This window comes from Paenibacillus sp. J22P90 (assembly GCF_059692195.1).
In genome coordinates this window covers 429,015-449,517 of sequence record NZ_JCAUAY010000003.1, presented here as the reverse complement: position 1 = coordinate 449,517, position 20,503 = coordinate 429,015, and the positions used below count along the sequence as shown (strand labels likewise).

Annotated in this window: 17 protein-coding genes; 14 read left to right on the top strand and 3 right to left on the bottom strand. The window is 47.7% G+C overall.

Annotated features, from left to right (window positions below; genetic code table 11):
• The first annotated feature begins 7 nt into the window (after positions 1–7).
• The 9 genes from AC58UX_RS12315 to AC58UX_RS12275 all read left to right on the top strand — a co-directional run bounded on the left by AC58UX_RS12315 (position 8) and on the right by AC58UX_RS12275 (position 12,083).
• On the top strand, positions 8–2,776 hold the full coding sequence (locus tag AC58UX_RS12315; protein WP_497252913.1) for an adenylate/guanylate cyclase domain-containing protein: 2,769 nt from the start codon (positions 8–10) through the stop codon (positions 2,774–2,776).
• Between the two features lie 15 nt (positions 2,777–2,791).
• Entirely contained in the window at positions 2,792–3,295 is a 504-nt protein-coding gene (locus AC58UX_RS12310; RefSeq protein WP_497252911.1) for a GNAT family N-acetyltransferase, read from the top strand.
• A gap of 30 nt (positions 3,296–3,325) precedes the next feature.
• Complete coding sequence (locus AC58UX_RS12305) at positions 3,326–6,388, top strand: MFS transporter (RefSeq protein WP_497252909.1); 3,063 nt, start codon at positions 3,326–3,328, stop codon at positions 6,386–6,388.
• Between the two features lie 12 nt (positions 6,389–6,400).
• A complete protein-coding gene (locus AC58UX_RS12300) occupies positions 6,401–6,838 on the top strand; it encodes an ATP-binding protein (RefSeq protein WP_497252907.1) in 438 nt (145 codons plus the stop codon).
• Positions 6,835–7,170, top strand: coding sequence for an STAS domain-containing protein (locus AC58UX_RS12295; protein WP_497252905.1), 336 nt, complete (start codon positions 6,835–6,837; stop codon positions 7,168–7,170). The genes AC58UX_RS12300 and AC58UX_RS12295 overlap by 4 nt, the downstream gene beginning before the upstream one ends.
• A 14-nt stretch (positions 7,171–7,184) precedes the next feature.
• Entirely contained in the window at positions 7,185–8,573 is a 1,389-nt protein-coding gene (locus tag AC58UX_RS12290; protein ID WP_497252903.1) for a PP2C family protein-serine/threonine phosphatase, read from the top strand.
• 124 nt (positions 8,574–8,697) lie between these two features.
• A complete protein-coding gene (locus AC58UX_RS12285) occupies positions 8,698–9,651 on the top strand; it encodes an eCIS core domain-containing protein (RefSeq protein ID WP_497252901.1) in 954 nt (317 codons plus the stop codon).
• A 33-nt stretch (positions 9,652–9,684) separates the two neighbouring features.
• Positions 9,685–11,547: a hypothetical protein gene (locus AC58UX_RS12280; RefSeq protein WP_497252899.1), complete on the top strand. Its 1,863-nt coding sequence runs from the start codon at positions 9,685–9,687 to the stop codon at positions 11,545–11,547.
• Between the two features lie 14 nt (positions 11,548–11,561).
• The gene (locus AC58UX_RS12275; RefSeq protein ID WP_497252897.1) at positions 11,562–12,083 is read left to right on the top strand and encodes a YbjN domain-containing protein; all 522 of its coding nucleotides are present in this window, start codon (positions 11,562–11,564) and stop codon (positions 12,081–12,083) included.
• Between the two features lie 89 nt (positions 12,084–12,172).
• Here the strand turns inward: AC58UX_RS12275 and AC58UX_RS12270 are convergent, their stop codons facing one another.
• Positions 12,173–12,889 (bottom strand): hypothetical protein, encoded by a 717-nt coding sequence (locus AC58UX_RS12270; protein WP_497252895.1) that lies wholly within the window; start codon positions 12,887–12,889, stop codon positions 12,173–12,175.
• Positions 12,890–13,025: 136 nt separating this feature from the next.
• On the opposite strand from AC58UX_RS12270, the gene AC58UX_RS12265 reads away from it, so the two are divergent.
• The 5 genes from AC58UX_RS12265 to AC58UX_RS12245 all read left to right on the top strand — a co-directional run bounded on the left by AC58UX_RS12265 (position 13,026) and on the right by AC58UX_RS12245 (position 16,623).
• Entirely contained in the window at positions 13,026–13,496 is a 471-nt protein-coding gene (locus AC58UX_RS12265) for a GNAT family N-acetyltransferase (RefSeq protein WP_497252893.1), read from the top strand.
• 89 nt (positions 13,497–13,585) lie between these two features.
• Positions 13,586–14,011 (top strand): GTP pyrophosphokinase, encoded by a 426-nt coding sequence (locus AC58UX_RS12260; RefSeq protein WP_497252891.1) that lies wholly within the window; start codon positions 13,586–13,588, stop codon positions 14,009–14,011.
• Between the two features lie 133 nt (positions 14,012–14,144).
• Positions 14,145–15,344, top strand: coding sequence for an ATP-binding protein (locus tag AC58UX_RS12255; protein WP_497252889.1), 1,200 nt, complete (start codon positions 14,145–14,147; stop codon positions 15,342–15,344).
• Positions 15,345–15,404: 60 nt separating this feature from the next.
• Complete coding sequence (locus AC58UX_RS12250) at positions 15,405–15,809, top strand: DUF1398 family protein (protein WP_497252887.1); 405 nt, start codon at positions 15,405–15,407, stop codon at positions 15,807–15,809.
• A 271-nt stretch (positions 15,810–16,080) separates the two neighbouring features.
• Positions 16,081–16,623, top strand: a complete 543-nt coding sequence (locus AC58UX_RS12245; protein ID WP_497252885.1) for a GNAT family N-acetyltransferase — start codon at positions 16,081–16,083, stop codon at positions 16,621–16,623.
• Positions 16,624–16,654: 31 nt separating this feature from the next.
• On the opposite strand, the gene AC58UX_RS12240 is transcribed toward AC58UX_RS12245, so the two are convergent.
• Together AC58UX_RS12240 and AC58UX_RS12235 are read right to left on the bottom strand one after the other, a co-directional pair.
• Positions 16,655–18,658: a hypothetical protein gene (locus AC58UX_RS12240; RefSeq protein WP_497252883.1), complete on the bottom strand. Its 2,004-nt coding sequence runs from the start codon at positions 18,656–18,658 to the stop codon at positions 16,655–16,657.
• 405 nt (positions 18,659–19,063) lie between these two features.
• The gene (locus AC58UX_RS12235; RefSeq protein WP_497252881.1) at positions 19,064–20,392 is read right to left on the bottom strand and encodes an MFS transporter; all 1,329 of its coding nucleotides are present in this window, start codon (positions 20,390–20,392) and stop codon (positions 19,064–19,066) included.
• Between the last annotated feature and the right edge of the window lie 111 nt (positions 20,393–20,503).

Below are 20,503 nucleotides of genomic sequence, written 5' to 3'. Positions count from 1 at the left end.
ACAAGCGATGAAGAAATCGATTGCGGCATTGCTGCTCGTCCTGCTGCTTCTGGGTGCTGCAGGGACTTATCTTGGTGCACACCGAGATAGCATCCAACTGTGGCCAGGGAAAAAAAGCATGCCTTTCGACGGACTATCGAAGGCCATCTCAGACGCACAGAACAACTTATTCGTCATCGATAATGCCAAGAAAACGATCCATAAGCTGGATGCTCAAGGCATCCTCCAGTTCTCGATTACTAGTGAAACTGGAAAGAACGGTGAAGTGTACCGTTTTAACGATATGGCTGTCGATGAACAGGGTTATTTGTATACGATTCGAACACTGTTAGATCCATATGGAATTAATGTGAAATTGGAGCAAATAGTCCGCTATAAACCAGACGGTGCATTCGATCGCAGCTTGTTTACACAGGAATACGGGGATACCCAGTCCAAAAGATATCGAATTGGCTCCTTGCGCAACGTGCAGGTGCACGAAGGTAATCTGTACTTTTTTAACGATGAAGTGAAAAATTTATCTTTATACGAAACACCAGTTGGCAATGGTTTTACGGCAGAGCCTAAGCTCTTGTATACGATTAAGCTTCCGGACAATAAATACGTTTCAGAAGCCGATGGTTACAAGCCAGGGGAGATTTATTATTCCACGCAAAGTGGGGAGATTTATCGTGCTTTGAGCGAAGGACGCTCTGAGCTTGTATATCCAGTCCCGGGCTTGGATCGCACACGGCGCAATTTCCCAGAGAGTCTGCATTTGGACGATCAGGGACGATTAATTTTTATTGATTTTAACACGCGCATGATTACTAGACTTGATCCTAAACAGCCTTATGTGCTGGAAGGACTTGTTGACGATGAGAAGGCAAAAGCCAGTGGTGTGGAGCTTGCTTTTGACACGACAGCGAGCAGTATTGGCCCAGATGGCAGTCTCATTATTGTAGAATCTGCACAAATTAATCGGCGACTTCCGGATGGCACAATCACACCTTCTTTAATTGAAGCAGGATATAGTCCGTCTGCTCAAAACCATGCATGGCTGGTGTGGTCGATCGCTGTGGCATTTATTTTACTGGTGCTCTATGCCATCAGAATCATTTTCATTAACCTGCTTAAGGGCCGGCTGCCGCTGATGGTGAAGCAAATTTTCATTTTAATCCCGGTCATTGCCGTTTCTATGATTCTTCTATCTACCGTAATCTACAATAGCTTTTCCAAAAAAATGGAAGAAGAGACGTTCAGTGAGCTGATTTTACTTGCCAAAAATGGTCAAAACCTAGTAGATGGCGACAAGCTGGAAAGTCTCACCTCTCCTTTGGAGTATAAAGGTCCTATTTATCAGTCATTCCGCAAGAAGATTCAATCCGTCTTCGAGAATAACGCGCGTGATGATAATCAAGGCTTTTACAAGGCCGTTTACAAATATGAGAATGGCGTCATTTATCGTATTTTAGAAGACGATGACGGCATGCATATGTTTAATCCATTCCAGCAAACACCTGAGAATCAACAGGTTGTCTTGGAAGGCAAGCCGGCAACAGGCCAATGGGAGGATTTCTCCGGGGAATGGCGCTATGCCATCGCACCTATTTTTAACTCGGCAGGTAAAATTGTCGGTGTCTTCGAAACGAGTAAGAATCTAGATGGCATATTGAAGCATCGTCAATCGGTCCTTAACTCGATTATTCGCAATATTGCCCTCATTTCAATTGGCTTACTGATCGTGCTTGTGATCATGACCTATGTTCTTCTTTCTTCTATTCGCAAACTGAGCAAAAGCGTAGGCGAAATTGCCAAAGGCAATTGGGATACGGTCGTTAAGATTAATACCCGGGACGAAGTGTCGGACCTGGGCGACAGTGTCAATACGATGGCAGCTCGGATTCGCGATTACATCACCACGGTAGAGAATTTCAGCCAATCCTATTATCGATTCGTTCCACAGCAGTTTTTGCGCTTCTTAAACAAAGACAGCATTCTGGATGTCGAGCTTGGCGACCAAGTTGAGCAGAACATGTCCATTCTCATTTTTAACATCCGAGGCTTCTACCAATTATCCAAAAAGCTTTCACCATTAGAAAATTTCAATTTCGTAAATTCATTCTTGAAACGATTTGGACCGTATGTCCGCAAGCATGAAGGGCTTATGAATAAATATTTGGGCGCAGGCTTCATGGCGCTATTCCCGAATCAGACAGATGAAGCGCTTTTAGCTTGTGTTGAAATGCGCAAGGAGCTAGATACCTACAACTCGCATAGATTGAGTGTAGGCTATACACCGCTTGATTTCGGCATTGGGTTACATAAGGGGCCTCTTCGTTTAGGCATCATTGGGGAGGAGCAGCGTTTGGAAGGAAATGTGATTTCCGACGGTGTAAACCTGGCGACGATGCTAGAGAAAATGACGGAACCGCTAGGGTCATCGATTCTGATCACGGATTCGGTCATTAAGTCCTTGGAAAGACCATCGGACTTCCTCTATCGCGATCTTGGCTTGATCCAAGTAGATGGGGTGAAGGAACCGCTTCATCTGTTCGATGTGTATCAGGGGGATGCGGATAACATCCGCGCCTTGAAAGAGAAGACGAAAGCGCTGTTCGAGCAGGCGGTTACATTCTATCAGGTTGGACGGTTCTATGATGCGCGTGAAGCATTCTTAATGGTTCTTAAGCAAAACCGTCAAGACAAAGCAGCACAGTTGTACTTCTATATGTGTGATGAATATTTTGGGCAAGGCACAACAGGTGATTGGAATGGGACGTTATCTGTTTCTTAATGAGGTGAATGTTGTATGCAGGTAAGTAATTTGACTGTAAATGAATTGACAACCGAGAAGGATGCTAGGCGGATTACAGATTTTTATTTATCCCCCGACTCCTTCGATGATCAGAGACATACGCCAGGCGAGTTGGAGCATTTCCGTCAAGCCCCGAGGCTTAGCTTATCGCAGCGCAATCACCAGCATTGGTTTATTGAGAACGAGGCTGGCGACATTATTGCGGTCACTAGCTGCAAAGAAAATGAGCATAAATCCGGAGGCTTTCTCTGGGATTACTTAGCTGTCCACCGAGATTATCGCAGACATGGCTTTGCCAAGGTGTTATTTAACGCGTTAGAAACGTTCGCCCGTACTGCGAAAGGCCGTTACATTTTAACCTACACATGTGATTTGCCTGAATATCTCCCGATTCAAAAGATGTTCAAAGCCAACGGATTCGAATTAATCGGCATGTATCCGAATTATTACTATGAAGGTGAAGCTAGATTAGCCTTTTATAAACCACTGTCCCCTTGACAGATAGACTAATAGATTGGACCTGATGATATGCAAGGAACCTTAAAAGGGTGGATGGGGCTGCGCACAGAAGACAGTCGTAAGCTATGGATGATGCTGCCGATCTTTTATTTTAGCGGCATAGCGGAGTCCTTGAATTACACTGCGTTCATGGCACTTTTTAATCAGCGCTTCGGCGTGCAATATTTGCCCTATATTTATATGGTTGAAGCCGCTATTATGCCGCTCGAAGGCTGGCTCCTGGCGAAGCTGGCGAACAGACTGCCGAAGGCCAAGATGATGAGTACGCTATACCTCATACTGATGGGGCTGCTCTTTCTGAACGGTGCCGTACTGCTTGGATTTAAGCTAGGGGGCATCGATTATCGCTATTACTATCCGATACTTTTTCTGACTTCGAATTTCGTTGTGAGACAGTTGACCTTGCTCTTATGGAGCACAGCCTTTGACTTGTGTCCGACCCAACAGGCGAAACGGCTTATGCCGATGTTTATCGCGGCTACAACGACGGGCGGCATTACCGCAGGCTTGCTGGCGCATCAGCTAGGAAAGCTGCTTGGCACAGAAGCTGTGTATGCTCTTGCTCCTATACTTATGGTGTTTGGGTTCGTTTTCTTCCGCAGAGCACTCATGCGATATTTAGTGCCGCTTACCTTGAAGGAAGATAAGAGACTGAAGACGACGGCGCAGCCAGTCTCCATTACTGAGGAAGAGAAGCAGCAGTCATCTGGCTATTATGCCAAGCAAATGCTGCGAAGTCCGTTCCTGCTGTGTGCGGTCGCCCTGATGACGCTCATGCCAGCCGTATACTTTATGATGGAGTATCAATATTTTACGGCTGCGGAGTATAAGTTTTCTAATGAAGGTGATTTAACCTCCTTCTATGGCTTAATTACGGCGATTCAATTTACGTTCTGCTTATTACTACAAACGGTATCCACTCGCTTGATGAACTGGTTAGGTGCCAGCAATATGCTGTTAGCCATCACTGTTATTTTCTTTGGGGGCTTTGGTCTGACGGCGTTATTCATGCATCAATCGCTAGGATTGGTGATGGTTTCTGGGTCGTATGCGGTGTTCTATATTTTGCTGTATTACATTGCAGAGCCGTGTTATCAGCTTTTCTTTAAAATGATGCCCATTTCCAAACGGGATGGTTACCGTTATTTTGCACAGGGGGTTGCTGCTTCTGGCGGGATTCTGATCGGGTCGCTCCTCTCTATGCTGCATTCGTTTGGACTCCTTCAATTGTCACCGTTGGCATGGGTAGCCGTGGTGATTGCAGGCATTCTGGTCGTTGTGGCTTGGTTCGGGCGAAACCTTTATATTCGTGAATTGGTCAAAAGCGTACAATCATTACACGGCGATTTATCCGAAATCGCTGGCTCCTTTATTGGGGGCATACGAAGCTCCAAAGCTTTGTCGGCGATTCTAGACTATTTGAAACATCCGAATGATTATGTGCGAGAACTCGCCTTAGAAATAATCGGTAAAGCCAAGGATTCCGCATTCCTGCCGCATTTAATTAAGATGATTGGCGAAGAGAGCTCGCGGATTCGCATTGCCGTATTACGTGCGATGAACTTGCAGGGTGCCACGATTCAAGATCTCGTGCAGGTCGCTTCCTTCTTGGAGGATGAGGATCCGGAGGTGCGCGCTGAGTGTGTGAAACTAATTTCCAAGGCGGTCCATCTGAAAAGTCAGTCTCATTTCTTTATCCGTGTGAAGCTGCTGGATAGTCATCCGAAGGTTGTGCACGAGGGCGTGAAAGCTCTGTATGCACTGGAAAGTGAAGAAAGCTTCGCGGCCTGTGACGAGGCGATCATTAAAATGCTGGATACCGGCGGCGAATGGGCGGTATATGGCTGCCATACGGTAGCCGATCTGAAACTGGGATCGTATGCGGCTTGGGTTGTGTCTTTGCTGGATGAGGAGCGTCCTGCCGTGAAGGTTGCGGCTGCGCATTGTATCGGTAAGCTGCAGCTTGTGGAAACCATCCCGGTTATGCTTGGCATGGTCACAATGGCGGATCAAGAGCTGCGCAAAGCGATTCTGCAAGCGTTGTTGGACATGGGAGATAAGGCGCTGCCAACCTTACTGGAGTACAGCCAGCATCCGAATCCATTCATTTGGAATGCCGTCGTAACCACGCTTGCTGAGCTGTTGGATGAAGGCAGGCTGCATTCGCTTCTTATCGAGCTGTGCGTACAGCGGCTGCAAGCTTCGACACAGGAGCGCGCCTTGCCTACTGCGCTCGAGAAGCTTGATCTGATGGGGCTCGCGGAACTGGCGAAGGAGCGCTGCGGAGAGCTGCATGATGCGCTCATAGACGCGGCATGGTCCGTTATGGCGAAGCTCGTCGATGAGCGCATCGTTATGACACTGCGCGAAACGATTCAAGACGAGAACGTTGAACTACGTGAGAACGGCTTGGAGGTCCTTGCGGAAGGGTTAGGCGATCGCCGGTTGGCCTATGCGTTATTAGACCAGTTGAAGCAAGATGGCAAGGCCCACGTTGTGGAGGAATTACAACCGCTGCAACTGCTGCAAGAGGCAACAACTTGGGCAGATAACTGGCTCAAAGATATTTCCATTTACGCACTAAGCGCATTGGAGCGTGCAGATATGAAGGAAGAACGCAAATTTTTAACGATGCTGGATAAAGTCATCTTCTTGAAGCAGGTTAGCTTATTCGCCGACTTGTCCGTGGATGAGCTAGGCTTAATCGCGGGCATTGCGACGGAAGAAGTCCATGAAGATTTAACCTATCTATTACGACGGGGTGAACCGAACGCGGCCATGTATCTCCTCATTGAGGGGCATGTAGAGCTCAGCAATGAGACAGGTGTGGGAGAAACATCAACGATCGGCGTTTTGGGACCTAAGCAAGCGGTTGGTGAAACGACGGCATTGGACGGCTCTCCATCATCCGTTACCGCACAGGTGATATTTGACGAGGTACGTGTCCTTGCCCTGCAAGGGGAGAGTTTGTCTCGTTTAGTGAGACTGTATCCGGAGATCGGCATCGGGATGCTTCACGCTTCGAGTGCTAGAGTCCGATTGTTGGAGAACATGCTGTTGAAAATGTCGTAGGAGTGATCGCGCTTGCAGATTGAGTCCATCGTATTGAGCAACGATTTACAAGAGCTAGAACGTCTAGCTGCCTTTATCCAAGGCTTGTCAGAGACCCTCGGCATAGACGAGAAGTCTCTGTTTCAAATCAACTTGGTCTGCGATGAGCTTGTGACGAACATCATTCTGTATGGCTACCCAGCAGAGGAAACGGGCCTGCATACGATTAGGCTGGATGTGGGGCAGGTGGCAGATGGTTGGGAGCTTTGTCTGACCGATCGCGGCATTCCTTTTAATCCACTGTTAAAATCCAGCCCACGCACCGACTTAAGCGTCGAGGAGCGCGGTATCGGCGGGCTCGGTATCCATTTTGTCAGACAGGTTATGGATGAGCTGCGCTATGAGCGCTTGAATGAGGAGAATGTACTCCTAATGAAGAAAAATCGTATCCAAGAGGAGGGTGTTTCATGAACATTACCGAGCAGCAGCAAGGGGACATCGTGGTAGTAAGCTTACAAGGCAGATTGGATGGCAATACATCCGCCAGTCTAGAATCCGCTTTTGCCAAGCTGGTTGAGCAGGGCAACGGCAAGTTTGTTTTTAATCTGCAAGGGCTGGATTATGTCAGCAGTGCAGGGCTTAGAAGCTTGCTATCCGCTGCCAAAATGGTCAAGGTGATTCAGGGCAAGCTTGCTCTGGCTCACATGAATGAGCATGTGAAGGAAGTTTTTGATATGTCGGGCTTTAGCAGCATTTTTAAGCTGTATGAGACGGAAGAAGAAGCCGTTAACGCCATTAAATAAAGGAGCTGAACTGGATGGATGTTGTAGCGGGTGTGCTTGTAATCCTTTGTATTGTGGCAGTCATCCAGTGGCAGTTGGGCAATCGAAAGCGGCAAGCAGCGGAGCTGGAGCTGCAGCGGACGATGCAGCTTTTTGATGTGAGCTTGGAAGTAAACTCGACCATTCGCAAACAGGACCTGCTTGTCAAAATCATGGAAACTTCTTCCCGTATCATGAATGCGGAAGCATCCTCTGTCATTTTGGTCGATGAGGCGAAGGGTGAATTGTTTTTTGACCTTGCGCTTGGTGCAAAAGGGGACGAGGTGCGTGAAATCCGCCTCAAGATCGGCGAAGGCATCGCAGGGTGGGTCGCACAGACGGGGAAATCGGTCAAGATTGACGATGCCGCAAGGGATGAACGCTGGTCGTCCAAGGTCGCTAAGCGTGTCGACTATCCAACCCGCAATATGCTCTGTGTTCCACTAGTCAGCAAAGGAAAAATCATTGGCGTGCTGCAGGTATTGAACAAACGAGGCGATGCGCCGTTCACGGATCGAGACTTGCAGTTGCTGGAATCGATCGCCTCGCCAACGGCAGCCGCTTTAGAAAACGCGATGCTGTACGATGCGCTGGAGAAGTCCATCCATGCCTTGAAAGTAACGACAGCTGCGAAGGAACGCATGGAAAGCGAGCTGCGCATCGCAACAGACATCCAGATGGGATTTCTACCACGTAAGAGTTTCAGCTTACAAGGGGCAACAGCCCATGTGAATGCGCAGGCGATTATTCGACCAGCGCGGGAAGTTGGCGGCGATTTTTATGACTATTTTCGAATTGATGAAGATCGTTTATTTTTCGTGCTTGGCGATGTCTCCGACAAAGGGATTCCAGCTGCTTTATTTATGGCGGTGACGATGACGTTGCTCAAAGGTAAAATGTCCGCCGACTTGACACCAGGTGAGCTGCTGACTGAGGTCAATCAAGAGCTCTACAAGGATGACTCGACGATGTTTGCGACGATTTTTTGCGGGGTTTTGAATGTGGTGACAGGTCAGCTTCTCTATAGTGATGGCGGTCATTGTCCTCCCTACATAGTAAGGGCAAGCGGTGATGTTGAGCTTTTAAAAGGCAAAAAAGGACTCCCGCTTGGTGTAATGGACGATATGCTGTATATGGATAATGAAGTTATGTTAGGTCTACGAGATCGTCTCGTTGTGTACACAGATGGCATTACGGAGGCAGAGGACCATCTTCAAGATCAATATGGCTTTGCTCGGCTCAAAGATGTATTAGTGAGGGAACAAGCGAGTAGGCCGGAGCAATTGCTTGGACAGATGGTGCAGGATGTGGACGTATTCGCAGACGGCGCCGTGCAATCCGATGATATTGCTGTGCTTCTTGTGGATCGTGTTCCTATGAAATAGTAAACTCCGCTTCATAGCGTTGTGATATAGTAAATAGATAGACTTCTTGCACCAGGGACGGACATGTAGAAGTGCAAACCATGAATGAATGCATCCATCAAAAGCTCGCTAGGAGGGTTATGCCATGCAAAAATCCCATATTAACCGGCAACCAGATTCTTCTTTGCATACGAATAAAGTCAATAAACCGAATACACCGGTATCATCTGATTTGATGAATATTCAACGGGCCATCGGCAATCGTGCTATGGGGAATATGTTGACGATTCAGACGAAAATGACGGTTGGTCCAGCTGGTGATGCGTATGAGCAAGAGGCCGATCAAATGGGGAAGGCAGCGGCTGACCATATTGCAGCTCAGAGTGCGTCCTCTGGACCAGATGTTCAGCGTTCCGAAGGCGGCGAGATGGAGGAAGAGGAGCTGCAGATGAAGCCATCCTTGGAGTCTATCCAGCGCTCGGAAGGCGGCGAGATGGAGGAAGAGGAGCTGCAGATGAAGCCATCCACGGAGTCGATTCAGCGCTCAGAAGGCGGCGAGATGGAGGAAGAGGAGCTGCAGATGAAGCCATCCTCAGAGTCGATCCAGCGTTCAGAAGGTGGCGAGTCGGAGGAAGAGGAGCTGCAGATGAAGCCATCCTCAGAGTCGATTCAGCGATCAGAAGGCGGCGAGATGGAGGAAGAGGAGCTGCAGATGAAGCCATCCTCAGAGTCGATCCAGCGCTCAGAAGGCGGGGAGTCGGAGGAAGAAGAGCTGCAGATGAAGTCATCGTCGGAAGGTGGCTTTGAGGCGGATGCTGGGATTGAGTCGCAAATTAAAGCGAAGCAAGGCAGCGGCAGCAAAATGGATGCAAGCATTCAAGCGAAGATGGAATCGGCGTTTAAGACCGATTTTAGCAACGTAAATATACATAATGATTCAGAGTCGTCCAAGATTAACCGTTCTTTAGGTGCAGAGGCATTTGCAACGGGGAATGATGTGTTTTTCAGGGAAGGCCGTTATAACCCGGATACGCGTGAGGGGCAGGAACTACTTGGTCACGAATTAACCCATGTTGTTCAGCAACGAGGCGGTAAGTAGCGTAATTCTATCCCATAAAGGAGATATGGACGGATGCCACAAGGAAGACAGTCCCTAACCAAAAAGCCGAGCACCTCGCATCAGCAGGTACAGCAGTCGCCAACGTCACAGCCAAGCACTGTTGCATCACAAATGTCACCTGGGACGAATATCTTCATGCAGATGCAGCGTACGGTGGGTAATCGCGCTACGCAAGCTTATGCGAATCAGCTCATCCAGCGTACAGTTCCGGGTACGCAAACGGTGCCGATTGTGCCAGCGCCTACCGTTGCTTTCCACCGACGCAGGTCAGGGACTGCAGCACCGCCACAGCCTTTGGCATCTACCGTAGCACAAACGCCAGCGCCGACGGCAACTACGACGCAAACGCCAGCGCCGACCACCACAACAACGACACAAACACCAGCACCTACCGTGCAAACGCCGGCACCCACAGTGCAAACACCAGTGATACCTTCTGCTTCTACCTTGCATCCTACGGGTGACGACACAAAGGATAATGCAGACATGACATCGGGTGTTGGCGGAACCTTCTCCGATAGCTTTGGCAAACGCTCTGATGATTTGAAAGAGTCCTATGATAAAACGAAGGATACGAGAACAGCGGAGCAGTCAGCTGCTATGGGAGCAGTTGCTTCTACTGCAGATCTCGTGAGCGGGCCTTTCCAAATCATGAGTGCGATCAGAGAGACACTTTCGGTATCTGGAGATGCCAACCGAACTGGGCATAACAAACGCTGGCAATATGCAGGCACGGGCTCAACGATGATTGAGTCAGGCGGTAAAATGGTCAGCGGCTCAGCTGGGTTAGTAGACAAATCTGCCAAATCAACGGGGCATGCCAAAGGCGTAGGTGCCTCTTCCTCCGTCAGTGATTACTCTGGCACAGTGGCAGAAGCGATCTCCGCAGTCAAAAATACGATCATGGCTGTTAAATCCATCTACGATATGTACAGCAAGCATTCGGAAAATGGCGGTCTCAATAAGGCCGAAACGGCAAGAGGCGTTATTGACGTGATTAGCAATGCGATCCAAGCAGCGCAATCCGGTATTAAAGTGGCGAAGGGCATCATGGAGATCATGGAGACGAGCACGGCTAGCTTGACCTCTGTGATACCAGGCGTGAGTATTGCTGTAAGCGGTGTGAAAATTGCGATCAAAACGATCGATGTGATTAAAGCAGGACTCAATCGCAGCGCGATGACAACCTTGAAGCGCGACTTCAAAGGCAAGTCCGAGTATGCGGATATACTTAAAGAAAAGCGCTGGTACACGCGAAATGCGGGCGTAGATAAAGCGAAGCTAGCTGCCAAAAAGCAGCAGCTGCAAGCTGACATTGCCTCCGGAGATCCAGTCAAAGTTGCAGCAGCGAATCAACAGCTGGATGAAATCGCTCAATACGAATTAGCGAAAGAAATGAAAAAAATTAACGTGAAGCGAACAGACCGTGGCGCTATTCAGATCGGGCTTGAGCTCACGAAAATTGCCGCAGATATTGCTACGCTTACTGGGGTAGGAGCACAAGTTGGAACGCCGCTCAAAATCGTAGCAACAGGCATTGGCGCTGCGATGCCAATTGCCAGATCCTTGAAGCAGGCTGGACGTGATCGCGCATCGAAGGCAGGCGCTTGGGGTATTACTAAAGCGATCTTCAATGCTGATAAATCAACCGAGAAAAAACTCGAAAAACGAGCGCACGACACAGATCTTATTTTTGATATGTTCTCGAAGCTCCCAGCATTCGATGAAACCGATGCAGCTGTCGTTACGCGTTACAAACAAGTAGAGAGCTTTGTTGAAGCAGCTGGTATCAGTATTCAAGCCTTGTATAAGTTCGAGAACGATCCAGCGAAGCTGAAAAGCGCCATTGTTGAAGCGATGGGCAAGAGAGAATAGGAGATTGATCAGATATGCTGACAGAGCTTGCACATGCGCGCCATTTGGCGCAATTAGGGCAATTGAAAGAGATTTTGGATGAGGCAGAGCTTGCCACGAATCTATTAGAGAAATCCGAAGCGATTCCATTGCATGTATTAATGGCAGGGTTTCAAGAGGATAGTAAGGGACGAGATCGATTCCTTCACTTTAGTTTTTTACCGTTGAATGATGAAGAAATTGTCGCAATTCAGCTGCTGCAAATCTACAGTACACTGCCTTTCCATCTTCAACCAGGTGCTCGTGAAGGTGTAGCTGCGCTCTTACTAGAACTAAATACACGCTTGCCGATCGGTCACTTCGGGGTGAATGAGGAAGGCGAGATCCACTATCGCTATGTGTATAGCCTATCTGCTTCACGTACGTTTGATAGTGATGAAGTATTAGAAATCCTTACTCTGTTCGTCTATATGTGTGATATGTTTGCAGAGCACATCGAGCTGGTCGCCAGCGGTGAAGTGAATGCCGAGCAGGTCATTCAGTCTTTAAGATCATAAGATGGCAACTGCGAAGAGACCTCCGACCCCACGTTTTGTGGAATGGGAGGTCTTTCTCATTTTTCATCATTTCCTCGGAAATATTCGACTTATTTCACCTTGGTTTGCAGAAGTTCAATAAACTGCTTACCAACATCTCCCATTTGCCCGCCAGCAGGGCGATTGCCTCCACCGAAGCCGCCTCCGCCGTTTTGGCCACCGCCATTGGCGTCGCGATTCGGTCTTTGGCCGCCTTGTTGGCCGTTGCCAGTTCCATCGGTAGCATTCGCACTAGGTGCAGCGGAAGTATTTGGAGCCTGAGCATCCCCTTTGCCGCCATTCGGGTTGCCTTGACCTTGGCCTTGGCCGTTTCTGCCAAGACCACCTTGCCCATTTTTACCACCGTTTGGACCGCCGTTTCCGCCATTGCCGCGATTCGCCATGCGAGATTCTGCGTCTGTAAGGAAGGTCTTTTGCGCATCTGTCAGCTTAGCCAGCAGCTTCGTTTTATTGTCATCGCTTAGCTCATTCTTCGAGACGATGTCCTGAGCGACAGGCAGCATGGCCACCGCTTGCTCCTTCGTGATGGTGAGCCCATCCGATTTATCCATCATCGTCAGCATTTGGAACGTGCTGAAGAGCTGCATCTTCGCTGGGTCCATCGCGGGACGGTTACCTTGGTTGTTCGCTTGGCCGTTACCTGCTGATTTCTCCGTCTGCTGCCCAGGTTGAGAGGTGCCTGCAGCTGTGGTTTGGGTGTCAGATTGATTCCCGCATCCAGCCAGTAGAATGGGGACTAGGATGCATATGCCAGCTAGTTTCTTCATATTCATACTTGTATGTATCACTCCTATTATTTTTGTCCACGTCGTCATTGTACGATGATATTATGAAAGAATAACGAATAAATGCTGAAAGCCAGCTTAAAATTAGTGGAATGAAATGCCATGAGGGAGGCGCCAAATGGAATTTAGAACGATTGATGTGGAGAAGGATCGAGAAACCATCATCGCCTTTCGAAAAGATTCGTACGTCGTGAGCTTCGGAAGTGAAGAAGGCTTCGGGGATGAAGACGAATACGTCAGAAGGCTTGCAAACCGTGCCATACGATTTCCAGATGGGCTCGTGTTGATTGAAGAAGCTGGACAGCCTATCGGGCAATTGGAGCTTCAGATTGTTCTCTATGAGGGCAGCTATATTGGCTATGCGAACTTGTTTTACCTCATTCCTGCTTATCGGGGCAAAGGCTACGGACGACAGCTAGTCGCATATGCGGAACATTTTTTTGAAACCTATGGGGTTAAAACATATCAACTGCGTGTCGCGCCCACGAACCTGCCTGCGCTCCGTTTATATGAGAAATGCGGCTTACGCCTCTTAGAAAAGGAAGAGAACCAACCCAATGCTGTCTGGCTCATGGTGAAGGACCTCTAGCTATGTCGTATTAACCATATGCAAAAACCGAGAGTTATGCTATAAATGGTGAAAAAGCGATTTCACGAACATGTGAGAGGGTGACATCCGTGAGTACATTAACGAAAGCCATCCTACTAGCGGCTAAAGCGCATGATGGTCAGGTAGACAAAGGGGGCAGCCCCTACATTTTGCATCCGATTCGTCTAGCGAGCAGGGCCAAATCAACGGAACAGTCCATTGTTGCTGTTTTACATGATGTGGTGGAGGACTCGGATCTTACCTTATTTGATTTGAAAAAAGAAGGCTTTAGTCTATCTATCCTTGAGGCGCTAGATTGCCTTACGAGAAGGCCTGATGAATCGTACGAAGGATTTATTAAGCGAATCAAAGTGAATCCATTAGCCTCGGTTGTAAAGCTCCTGGACTTGGAAGATAATTGTGATCTCAGTCGCATTGAACAACCAACTCGTCAAGACTATGATCGAATTGATAAGTACAAGAAAGCGATAGCTGAATTGAAATTTGGAAACTGACACTGAGGTGTCAGTTTTTTTGTCGAAAAACACTTGTTGCAGGCGGACACCAATCGACATACGAAACGAGCTTTATGCCATATGATAAGTGTATGAGTATGAGCTGACTACTATGAAGAAAGGGTTGATCGCCATGAATAACATACGAATATCCTCTAAAGGTATCGAAAAAGCGCTGAAGAGATTTGATTATTTGCAAGCTGTTGCCGAATATATTTGGAACGGTTTCGACGCTGAGGCTACGTATATAGACATAACCCTTCATAAAAACATACTAGACGGCGTAGATCAAATCGTGATCGCAGACAACGGCTATGGCATTAAGTTGAAAGATTTAGAGGGCAAATTTACACCTTTCTATGAATCCGAGAAGAGCGTGGACCCAGATAACCGGGGCAGAACGACCTCAGCCATGCATGGGAAAAATGGGATAGGCCGCTTGACGTTTCATCATTTCGCTTCCGAGGCTATTTGGCAAACCACCTATGAAGATGGTCTCCTACTCAAAAATACGTACAACATCAACATTCAAGCGAAACGCTTGGATGCCTATCAGGTGTCAAAGCCGGAGGTAACAGACAAGAACAGAGGGACGATCGTCACATTTAACCATATCATCAAGGAGTTCGTAGTTGAGGACTTTCTGGCATTTTTGAGCAGAGAATTTGGATGGTTCTTGGAACTTCACGCGGACAAGCCGTATACGATACGTATTGACGGTGTCCCCTTGGATTACGCTAGCTTAATCGCAGAAAAGGAGACCTTTACCTCCGTTCATCCGATGTCCCAAACGAAATTTCGCATTACATATATTCGTTGGTCGGAACGGATGAACCATGAATATTCGAAGCTGTATTTTATCGACTCGAAGCGGAAAGAGCAGCATAAACAGCCAACAACGTTTAACAATAAAGGCGATGCCTTTTACCATAGTGTCTATATTCAGAGTAAGCTATTTGATCAGTTTGATTTTAGCTGTGAAGATCTGAGTGGACAACAGTCATTTACATTCGGTGCAAGTCGAAAAAGCGATGCTTTTCAATTTCTTTTAGATGAGCTGGGTACGTTTATTAGTGAGAAAAGACAGCCATATTTGCGGAAATTGTCTGACGTCGTCATCAAGGAATTTGCGGAAGCTAAGGCATTTCCGACATTTGCAGGTGATCCTGAAGCAGCAAGCCGCCGCGACGAGCTAGAAGCCGCTATTCGTGAGCTGTGTCACGCGGAGCCCAAGGTATTTGCTAGATTGAACCCAGAGCAGAAGAAAGTGCTCGCGCACCTGATGCAATTCGTAGGCTCAGAGGAACGGCAGCGCTTGTTGGCGGCACTTTAATGTATACTTAGGAGAGGACAGGTAGCCTTGGACATACTAGCCATTGAAAGGAGCGCGACAATGAATATTGACGAAGTAAAACGAATTAGTGAAGTATCTAAAAGTGAACGGTGGCCCTACCCGCGCACGTTTCAGGCATTGGTGGATGCAGGTGTCGCTTCATATCGAACCGAAGTTGCGGATAACTTTACGGTTTATATGGGTGGTGCTCAAGATGAGCGCTATGAAGATATGAATTCATGCATGGCGGAGAAGTCGGAAATCGCGGAGACCTTCCGAGGTGACGAGGTAGTCAGAGGCCTCCAGCATCATCAGAAGCATCTTACGCCTTATGCGGATTTCCTGAAAGACATGGCGAAGGCCGGTGTTGATTATTACATCGTTGACATGGCTGGCCGAAAAATTACATATACGAGCGGTAGACCGGAAGAATCATATACAGAGGCTATTCCAGCTTTTGAATAGGGTCGTGTGGAGAAAGCTGCGTCCTCAAGGGGGCGCGGCTTTTTTCGAAGGCTCTTGGGTAATCTTACTGGATTTTCTCCATCTATTTGGAGCAAAATCGATAGTTTTTTTGAACTAGCTGGATTTTGTACAGTTAATTTCCGCTCCAGAGGCTAAGTATATGGAATTCGGATGAATTAGCTGGAGTTTTTCCATCCGGTGTCAGAAATGCGGTTGATTTGATGGAATTTAACTGTAGATTATCCATTTAATTATTAGAGGGGGAAACACAATGCGCATAGCAATCGACGCTGACCTTACACTCAAATCACTGGAACCGAAGGATGCGGAAGCTCTATTTGCACTCACGGACAGCTGTCGGGATTACCTGAGAGAATGGTTGCCATGGGTGGATGCGACGCAGAATAGTGATCATTCCAGAGCTTTTATCCAGCATTGTCAAAATCAAGAGGCGGCTAACAATGGCTTTACTGCGGGCATTTGGTTCAAAGGGGAGTTGGCCGGCTGCATCGGATACCACCCGATTAATTGGGCTAATCACTGTGCCAGCTTGGGCTACTGGTTAGGGGAAGGCTTCCAAGGTCATGGCTTAATAACGCGAGCCTGTCAATGGTTTGTTGATTATTCGTTTAACGAGCTTGGATTGAACCGCGTTGAAATTCGATGTGGAGAAGCCAACTTCAAAAGCCAAGCGATCCCTGAGAAATTAGAGTTTACGAAAGAAGGGCAAATAAGGGATGCCGCGTGGTTATATGATCATTATATCGACCTTATTGTGTATGGCATGCTGAAACGAGAATGGCGGCAGCGGTAAAAAGATAAAGCAGGTTGCCGAGGCAACCTGCTTATTTTTGTGCGGGACCAGAGACATCCCAATCACGCTGGAAAATGATTCGTTCGCCAACCTTGTAGGTGACGGTTAAATGATTCATCCCCGGCTTAAGGGGGTGATCGAGTGAAATGTCATAAAGCTCTGTGTAATCATTCAATTTGTAGAGAAATGTTGTTGTCGAAGCATTCGTCTTGCTGGAGAGTCCGCCAGTATCACGATCTGCAACGGTAATTTGTAAATTTTGAGACACGGCATGGGTAGCGATACTGCTATAGTAAAAGGAGGCTTCGTACACAAGACCGGAGAAGAGGAGATGGTTCCCATCTGCACTTGTGGGCAGCTGTTGAAAAGCTGAAACATCATATTGACGAGCGTTGAACTCCACTTGCTCATTATCTATCGACGTTATTGTGGTGGCACCTAATAATGTCCTTATATCGGCTAGACTCAGTAGAGGAGCACCTTCATTCTCAGAAGCAGCGGGTGGTGCAGTGAGTGTGAGAATATTCGCGAGGTTACCCTTCCAGTGTGTGCTAGCCTGAAACTCGCCAGATTTAATCTGAAAGGAATAGCCAGACGTGTTCGTCAACGTCCACCAGCCTTGTAGATCGGGACCTGTTAAGTTGTACTCATACTGTTTGGCTATGAAAGAGCTAAAGAAGAAGGGCTCGCCTTGTATCTCGTACCCTATAGTCTCATTATCGAGAGAATAGATGCCATCTTTTTTATGATATCCCCCTTGATAAGAGTAGTTCTCTTTAATTTGCATATCCGAAGCGCGGTCTTTCAGTAAAAGCTGGTCATTCTGCTGAGGCTCAAGACGAATCCAAGCTTTACCTACAAAAGAGTTAATCTGGAACCAACGAATACCATTCGGGTCGGTCCAAGCTGCTACTGGATGGAGAGTTTGTGCGCCGAGCACCCCATGATTGAGTATAATTCCTGAGTTTGGATATCGGAAAAGATAGGTGGCTTGCGCGTTAAGCTGTATCGTTGCGGTCTCGTTTACAGCCTCTTCAGGTTCAGCAAACTTAGGATTAAACCAGCCTTCACCCTGCGCGGTACGAACGTGATACCAATCTCCATCATAACCATAGTTCGTGATGTACTCGTTATACGTTTTTTCAAAGGCAGTCAAGTCGCCATTAACGATGAACTTCGGCTCATCCTCATATTGCGAGGAAGGATACGTATACAAGGCACTTGGCTGTGTTCGAAGAATCGTCTTCGTTTCAGGTGTGATCGGCTGTCCGCCGCCAAATGTCCATTTTACGCCATCGGCTGTTTCAACTTGATAAAAAGTTCCGAGCATAGTACGAAATTGACCGGTTACACGAGCAAACTGCTTGGAAAGAGTTCCGTCTGTCTTATACGTTTGATAATCGAATTGAGGCTTAAGGTTATAGTAATAATTTGAAAAATAACTCATTTGATCTGCCGGATGAAAGGTACCAATCTGATTTAGATTCAAATGAACCCATTGATCCCCCAGCCAAGTTGTGTGGATTTTAAGCCACCTTTTCGGATTGTACTCTTCGCTTGCACCCGAGCTGTTTCTGAACCAAGCTTTTTCTGCGTCAACGACAATGACTGCTTGCGGCGAAAGAGCTGCTGAGGGTTTTATGTTTTCCGACGGTTTCGCATAGATGGGTGTCTCAGTCATCAGGGTTATTGAAGGAGGAGGAGGCACCTCGATTTGCCACGGAGCGGTCTTAATCCACCGATCTCCGATATCGGTATGTATTTTCCACCAATTCCATGCCCCAGACCAGTGGGTTTCCGCTTCAATGACATCAACGGTTTGGGGTGAGATGGACCCTTCCGCTTTATTCAGCAGCGCATTCGGAATCGCATAATAAGGGATGTCTTCCAGTAGGGTTAGCTTTTTAGGAATATCAATGCCATCCGCGACTTCTGTTGGTGTATCTTCATATTCATAGGCGTATCCTGAAGTGGCCCACATACCTAGTTGTAATCCTAAGCCGCAAAGTCCGATGGCGAATATTCTTTTCCACATGGTGTGTCACTCCTCACTGCATCATTTCAAACCTTTAGTATGTTTTACTATAAAATGGATGAGAAGTTGCGTGATGCTGTTTATGATGCGTGACCCAATGGGTAAAACCAATCATTTTATGTTTGAAGTGACCACGTCAGTAGTCAAAGGTGCTAGAAGGCACTTATTTTCAGGAAAAACAGAGGAACGGAGGCATAAGAGTGAAAGTGCAACCTTTTGGAGCGAAAAGTGCTCAGAAGGGGTGTGGCGGCGGAAATAGTTGCCTATTTGCACGTATTTTTGATAGAGTGGTCCATCCACTAGAAAAGGTTGCCTTTTTGCACTTTTTCAGCCATCACAGCCCCATGCAAAAGAGGACCCTCGCCATGTTCATTCATGGCTGGAGGGTCCCTTTTTCATTTCATTCTATCGTTGCACTTCAACAACCCGAACCCCTGTCAGTCTGTACCACATAAGCATCCCCAACGAACAAAGCCCAACCACGACAAGCAAACCGTACACATGCTTATACGAATGAAGGAGCGACGTATTCCGTTGGATTTCAAGGAGAATGCCGCAGATCGCGACCGACATCGATCCGCCGAAAAACTGGATCAACTGCATCAATCCCATACCAGAGCCGATGAGGTGCTTCGGCAGGATCCGTGATGTTTCATTATTCAACGACGCAATTGTTGCGGAAAATGCAGGAGAGAAACAAAGATAGCCGATCAGAATGACCAACGGCGAAGTGCCAAGCAGCGTCGAGAATGCAATCATCACAATGGATAGAAACCCGTGTCCGATCAGCAAAAAACGCATATTGCCGAAGCGATCGATCCAACGGCCAACGAAGCGGGTCAGGAACGCGGAGAGGATCGCACCCGGCGCAATCGTTAGACCGATGGTCATCGGCGACTGATTGAACACCTTGGCCAGTACGAGCGGCATCAGAAACAAGTTGCCAAGGTTCAAAACCAAAATACAGAACCCGATCACGACAAGCTTCCGATAAGCTGGATTCGCCAGCAAGGCGGGGTTGATGAATGTGTCTTTTGATCGCCGCAGGTGCCAAGCATGCACACCAAAGGAGATGGCGCTAATGGCAAGCCATACGCCAGAAATTTGTGTGACAGCAAGTAATAAGGTCGCGGCATTAACGACCGTCAATAGCGCCCCCAGCATGTCAAACTGGAATGGTACAGGCTGCTCCTTGGGGAGCAAACGCAACAGAATAGGGAGAATGACTAAGACCAAGCAGGTAATTGTGAACAACCCATTCCATCCCCAATATTCGCTGATTAAGCCGCCGACGATCGGACCTAGCCCGAACGCCATTGCGCTCCCCGCGGATATCATCGCGATCGCCGAGCCTCGCCGTTCAATCGGGATATAGCGGCTGGCAAGTACCAGCCCAAGGCCGGCCATTACACCTGCGCCTGCGGACTGTAGAATACGAGCCGCCAGCAAGGTATGGAATTCGTGCGCGAATAGTCCAAATACAGAGGAAAGCCCAAGCACAATAAGCCCCACGGCTAGGAGCTTGCGAATCGGGAGCACGTCGGAAAGTCTACTGTATAGGACGGTTGATAAAGCATAGCCAATGGAATAGCTGGAGATGACCCATGATCCGAGATCGGCCGTTATACTGAGATCTTGAATAATACTTGGAATCGAGACGTTGAACATCGTCGTATTCATGACAACAATGAATAAGCCTATTGTCCAAACGGGCATTACAATTTTATCGTTCATGTGGATTCATCCTGACTAAAGGCGAGATATGAGTATGATTTTTCTATTATAAACCTACATCGTCTAATAGCCAAAACGAATTAGGGCACTTGCCAATTGACAGGTTGCAAA

Excerpts from the sequence above, each read along its gene's own strand:
- AC58UX_RS12285 (WP_497252901.1), top strand. The coding sequence starts at position 8,698 with ATGCAAAAATCCCATATTAACCGGCAACCAGATTCTTCTTTGCATACG.
- AC58UX_RS12290 (WP_497252903.1), top strand. The coding sequence starts at position 7,185 with ATGGATGTTGTAGCGGGTGTGCTTGTAATCCTTTGTATTGTGGCAGTC.
- AC58UX_RS12315 (WP_497252913.1), top strand. The coding sequence starts at position 8 with ATGAAGAAATCGATTGCGGCATTGCTGCTCGTCCTGCTGCTTCTGGGT.
- AC58UX_RS12310 (WP_497252911.1), top strand. The coding sequence starts at position 2,792 with ATGCAGGTAAGTAATTTGACTGTAAATGAATTGACAACCGAGAAGGAT.
- AC58UX_RS12275 (WP_497252897.1), top strand. The coding sequence starts at position 11,562 with ATGCTGACAGAGCTTGCACATGCGCGCCATTTGGCGCAATTAGGGCAA.
- AC58UX_RS12235 (WP_497252881.1), bottom strand. The coding sequence starts at position 20,392 with ATGAACGATAAAATTGTAATGCCCGTTTGGACAATAGGCTTATTCATT.
- AC58UX_RS12270 (WP_497252895.1), bottom strand. The coding sequence starts at position 12,889 with ATGAAGAAACTAGCTGGCATATGCATCCTAGTCCCCATTCTACTGGCT.
- AC58UX_RS12255 (WP_497252889.1), top strand. The coding sequence starts at position 14,145 with ATGAATAACATACGAATATCCTCTAAAGGTATCGAAAAAGCGCTGAAG.
- AC58UX_RS12250 (WP_497252887.1), top strand. The coding sequence starts at position 15,405 with ATGAATATTGACGAAGTAAAACGAATTAGTGAAGTATCTAAAAGTGAA.
- AC58UX_RS12295 (WP_497252905.1), top strand. The coding sequence starts at position 6,835 with ATGAACATTACCGAGCAGCAGCAAGGGGACATCGTGGTAGTAAGCTTA.
- AC58UX_RS12305 (WP_497252909.1), top strand. The coding sequence starts at position 3,326 with ATGCAAGGAACCTTAAAAGGGTGGATGGGGCTGCGCACAGAAGACAGT.
- AC58UX_RS12280 (WP_497252899.1), top strand. The coding sequence starts at position 9,685 with ATGCCACAAGGAAGACAGTCCCTAACCAAAAAGCCGAGCACCTCGCAT.
- AC58UX_RS12265 (WP_497252893.1), top strand. The coding sequence starts at position 13,026 with ATGGAATTTAGAACGATTGATGTGGAGAAGGATCGAGAAACCATCATC.
- AC58UX_RS12245 (WP_497252885.1), top strand. The coding sequence starts at position 16,081 with ATGCGCATAGCAATCGACGCTGACCTTACACTCAAATCACTGGAACCG.
- AC58UX_RS12240 (WP_497252883.1), bottom strand. The coding sequence starts at position 18,658 with ATGTGGAAAAGAATATTCGCCATCGGACTTTGCGGCTTAGGATTACAA.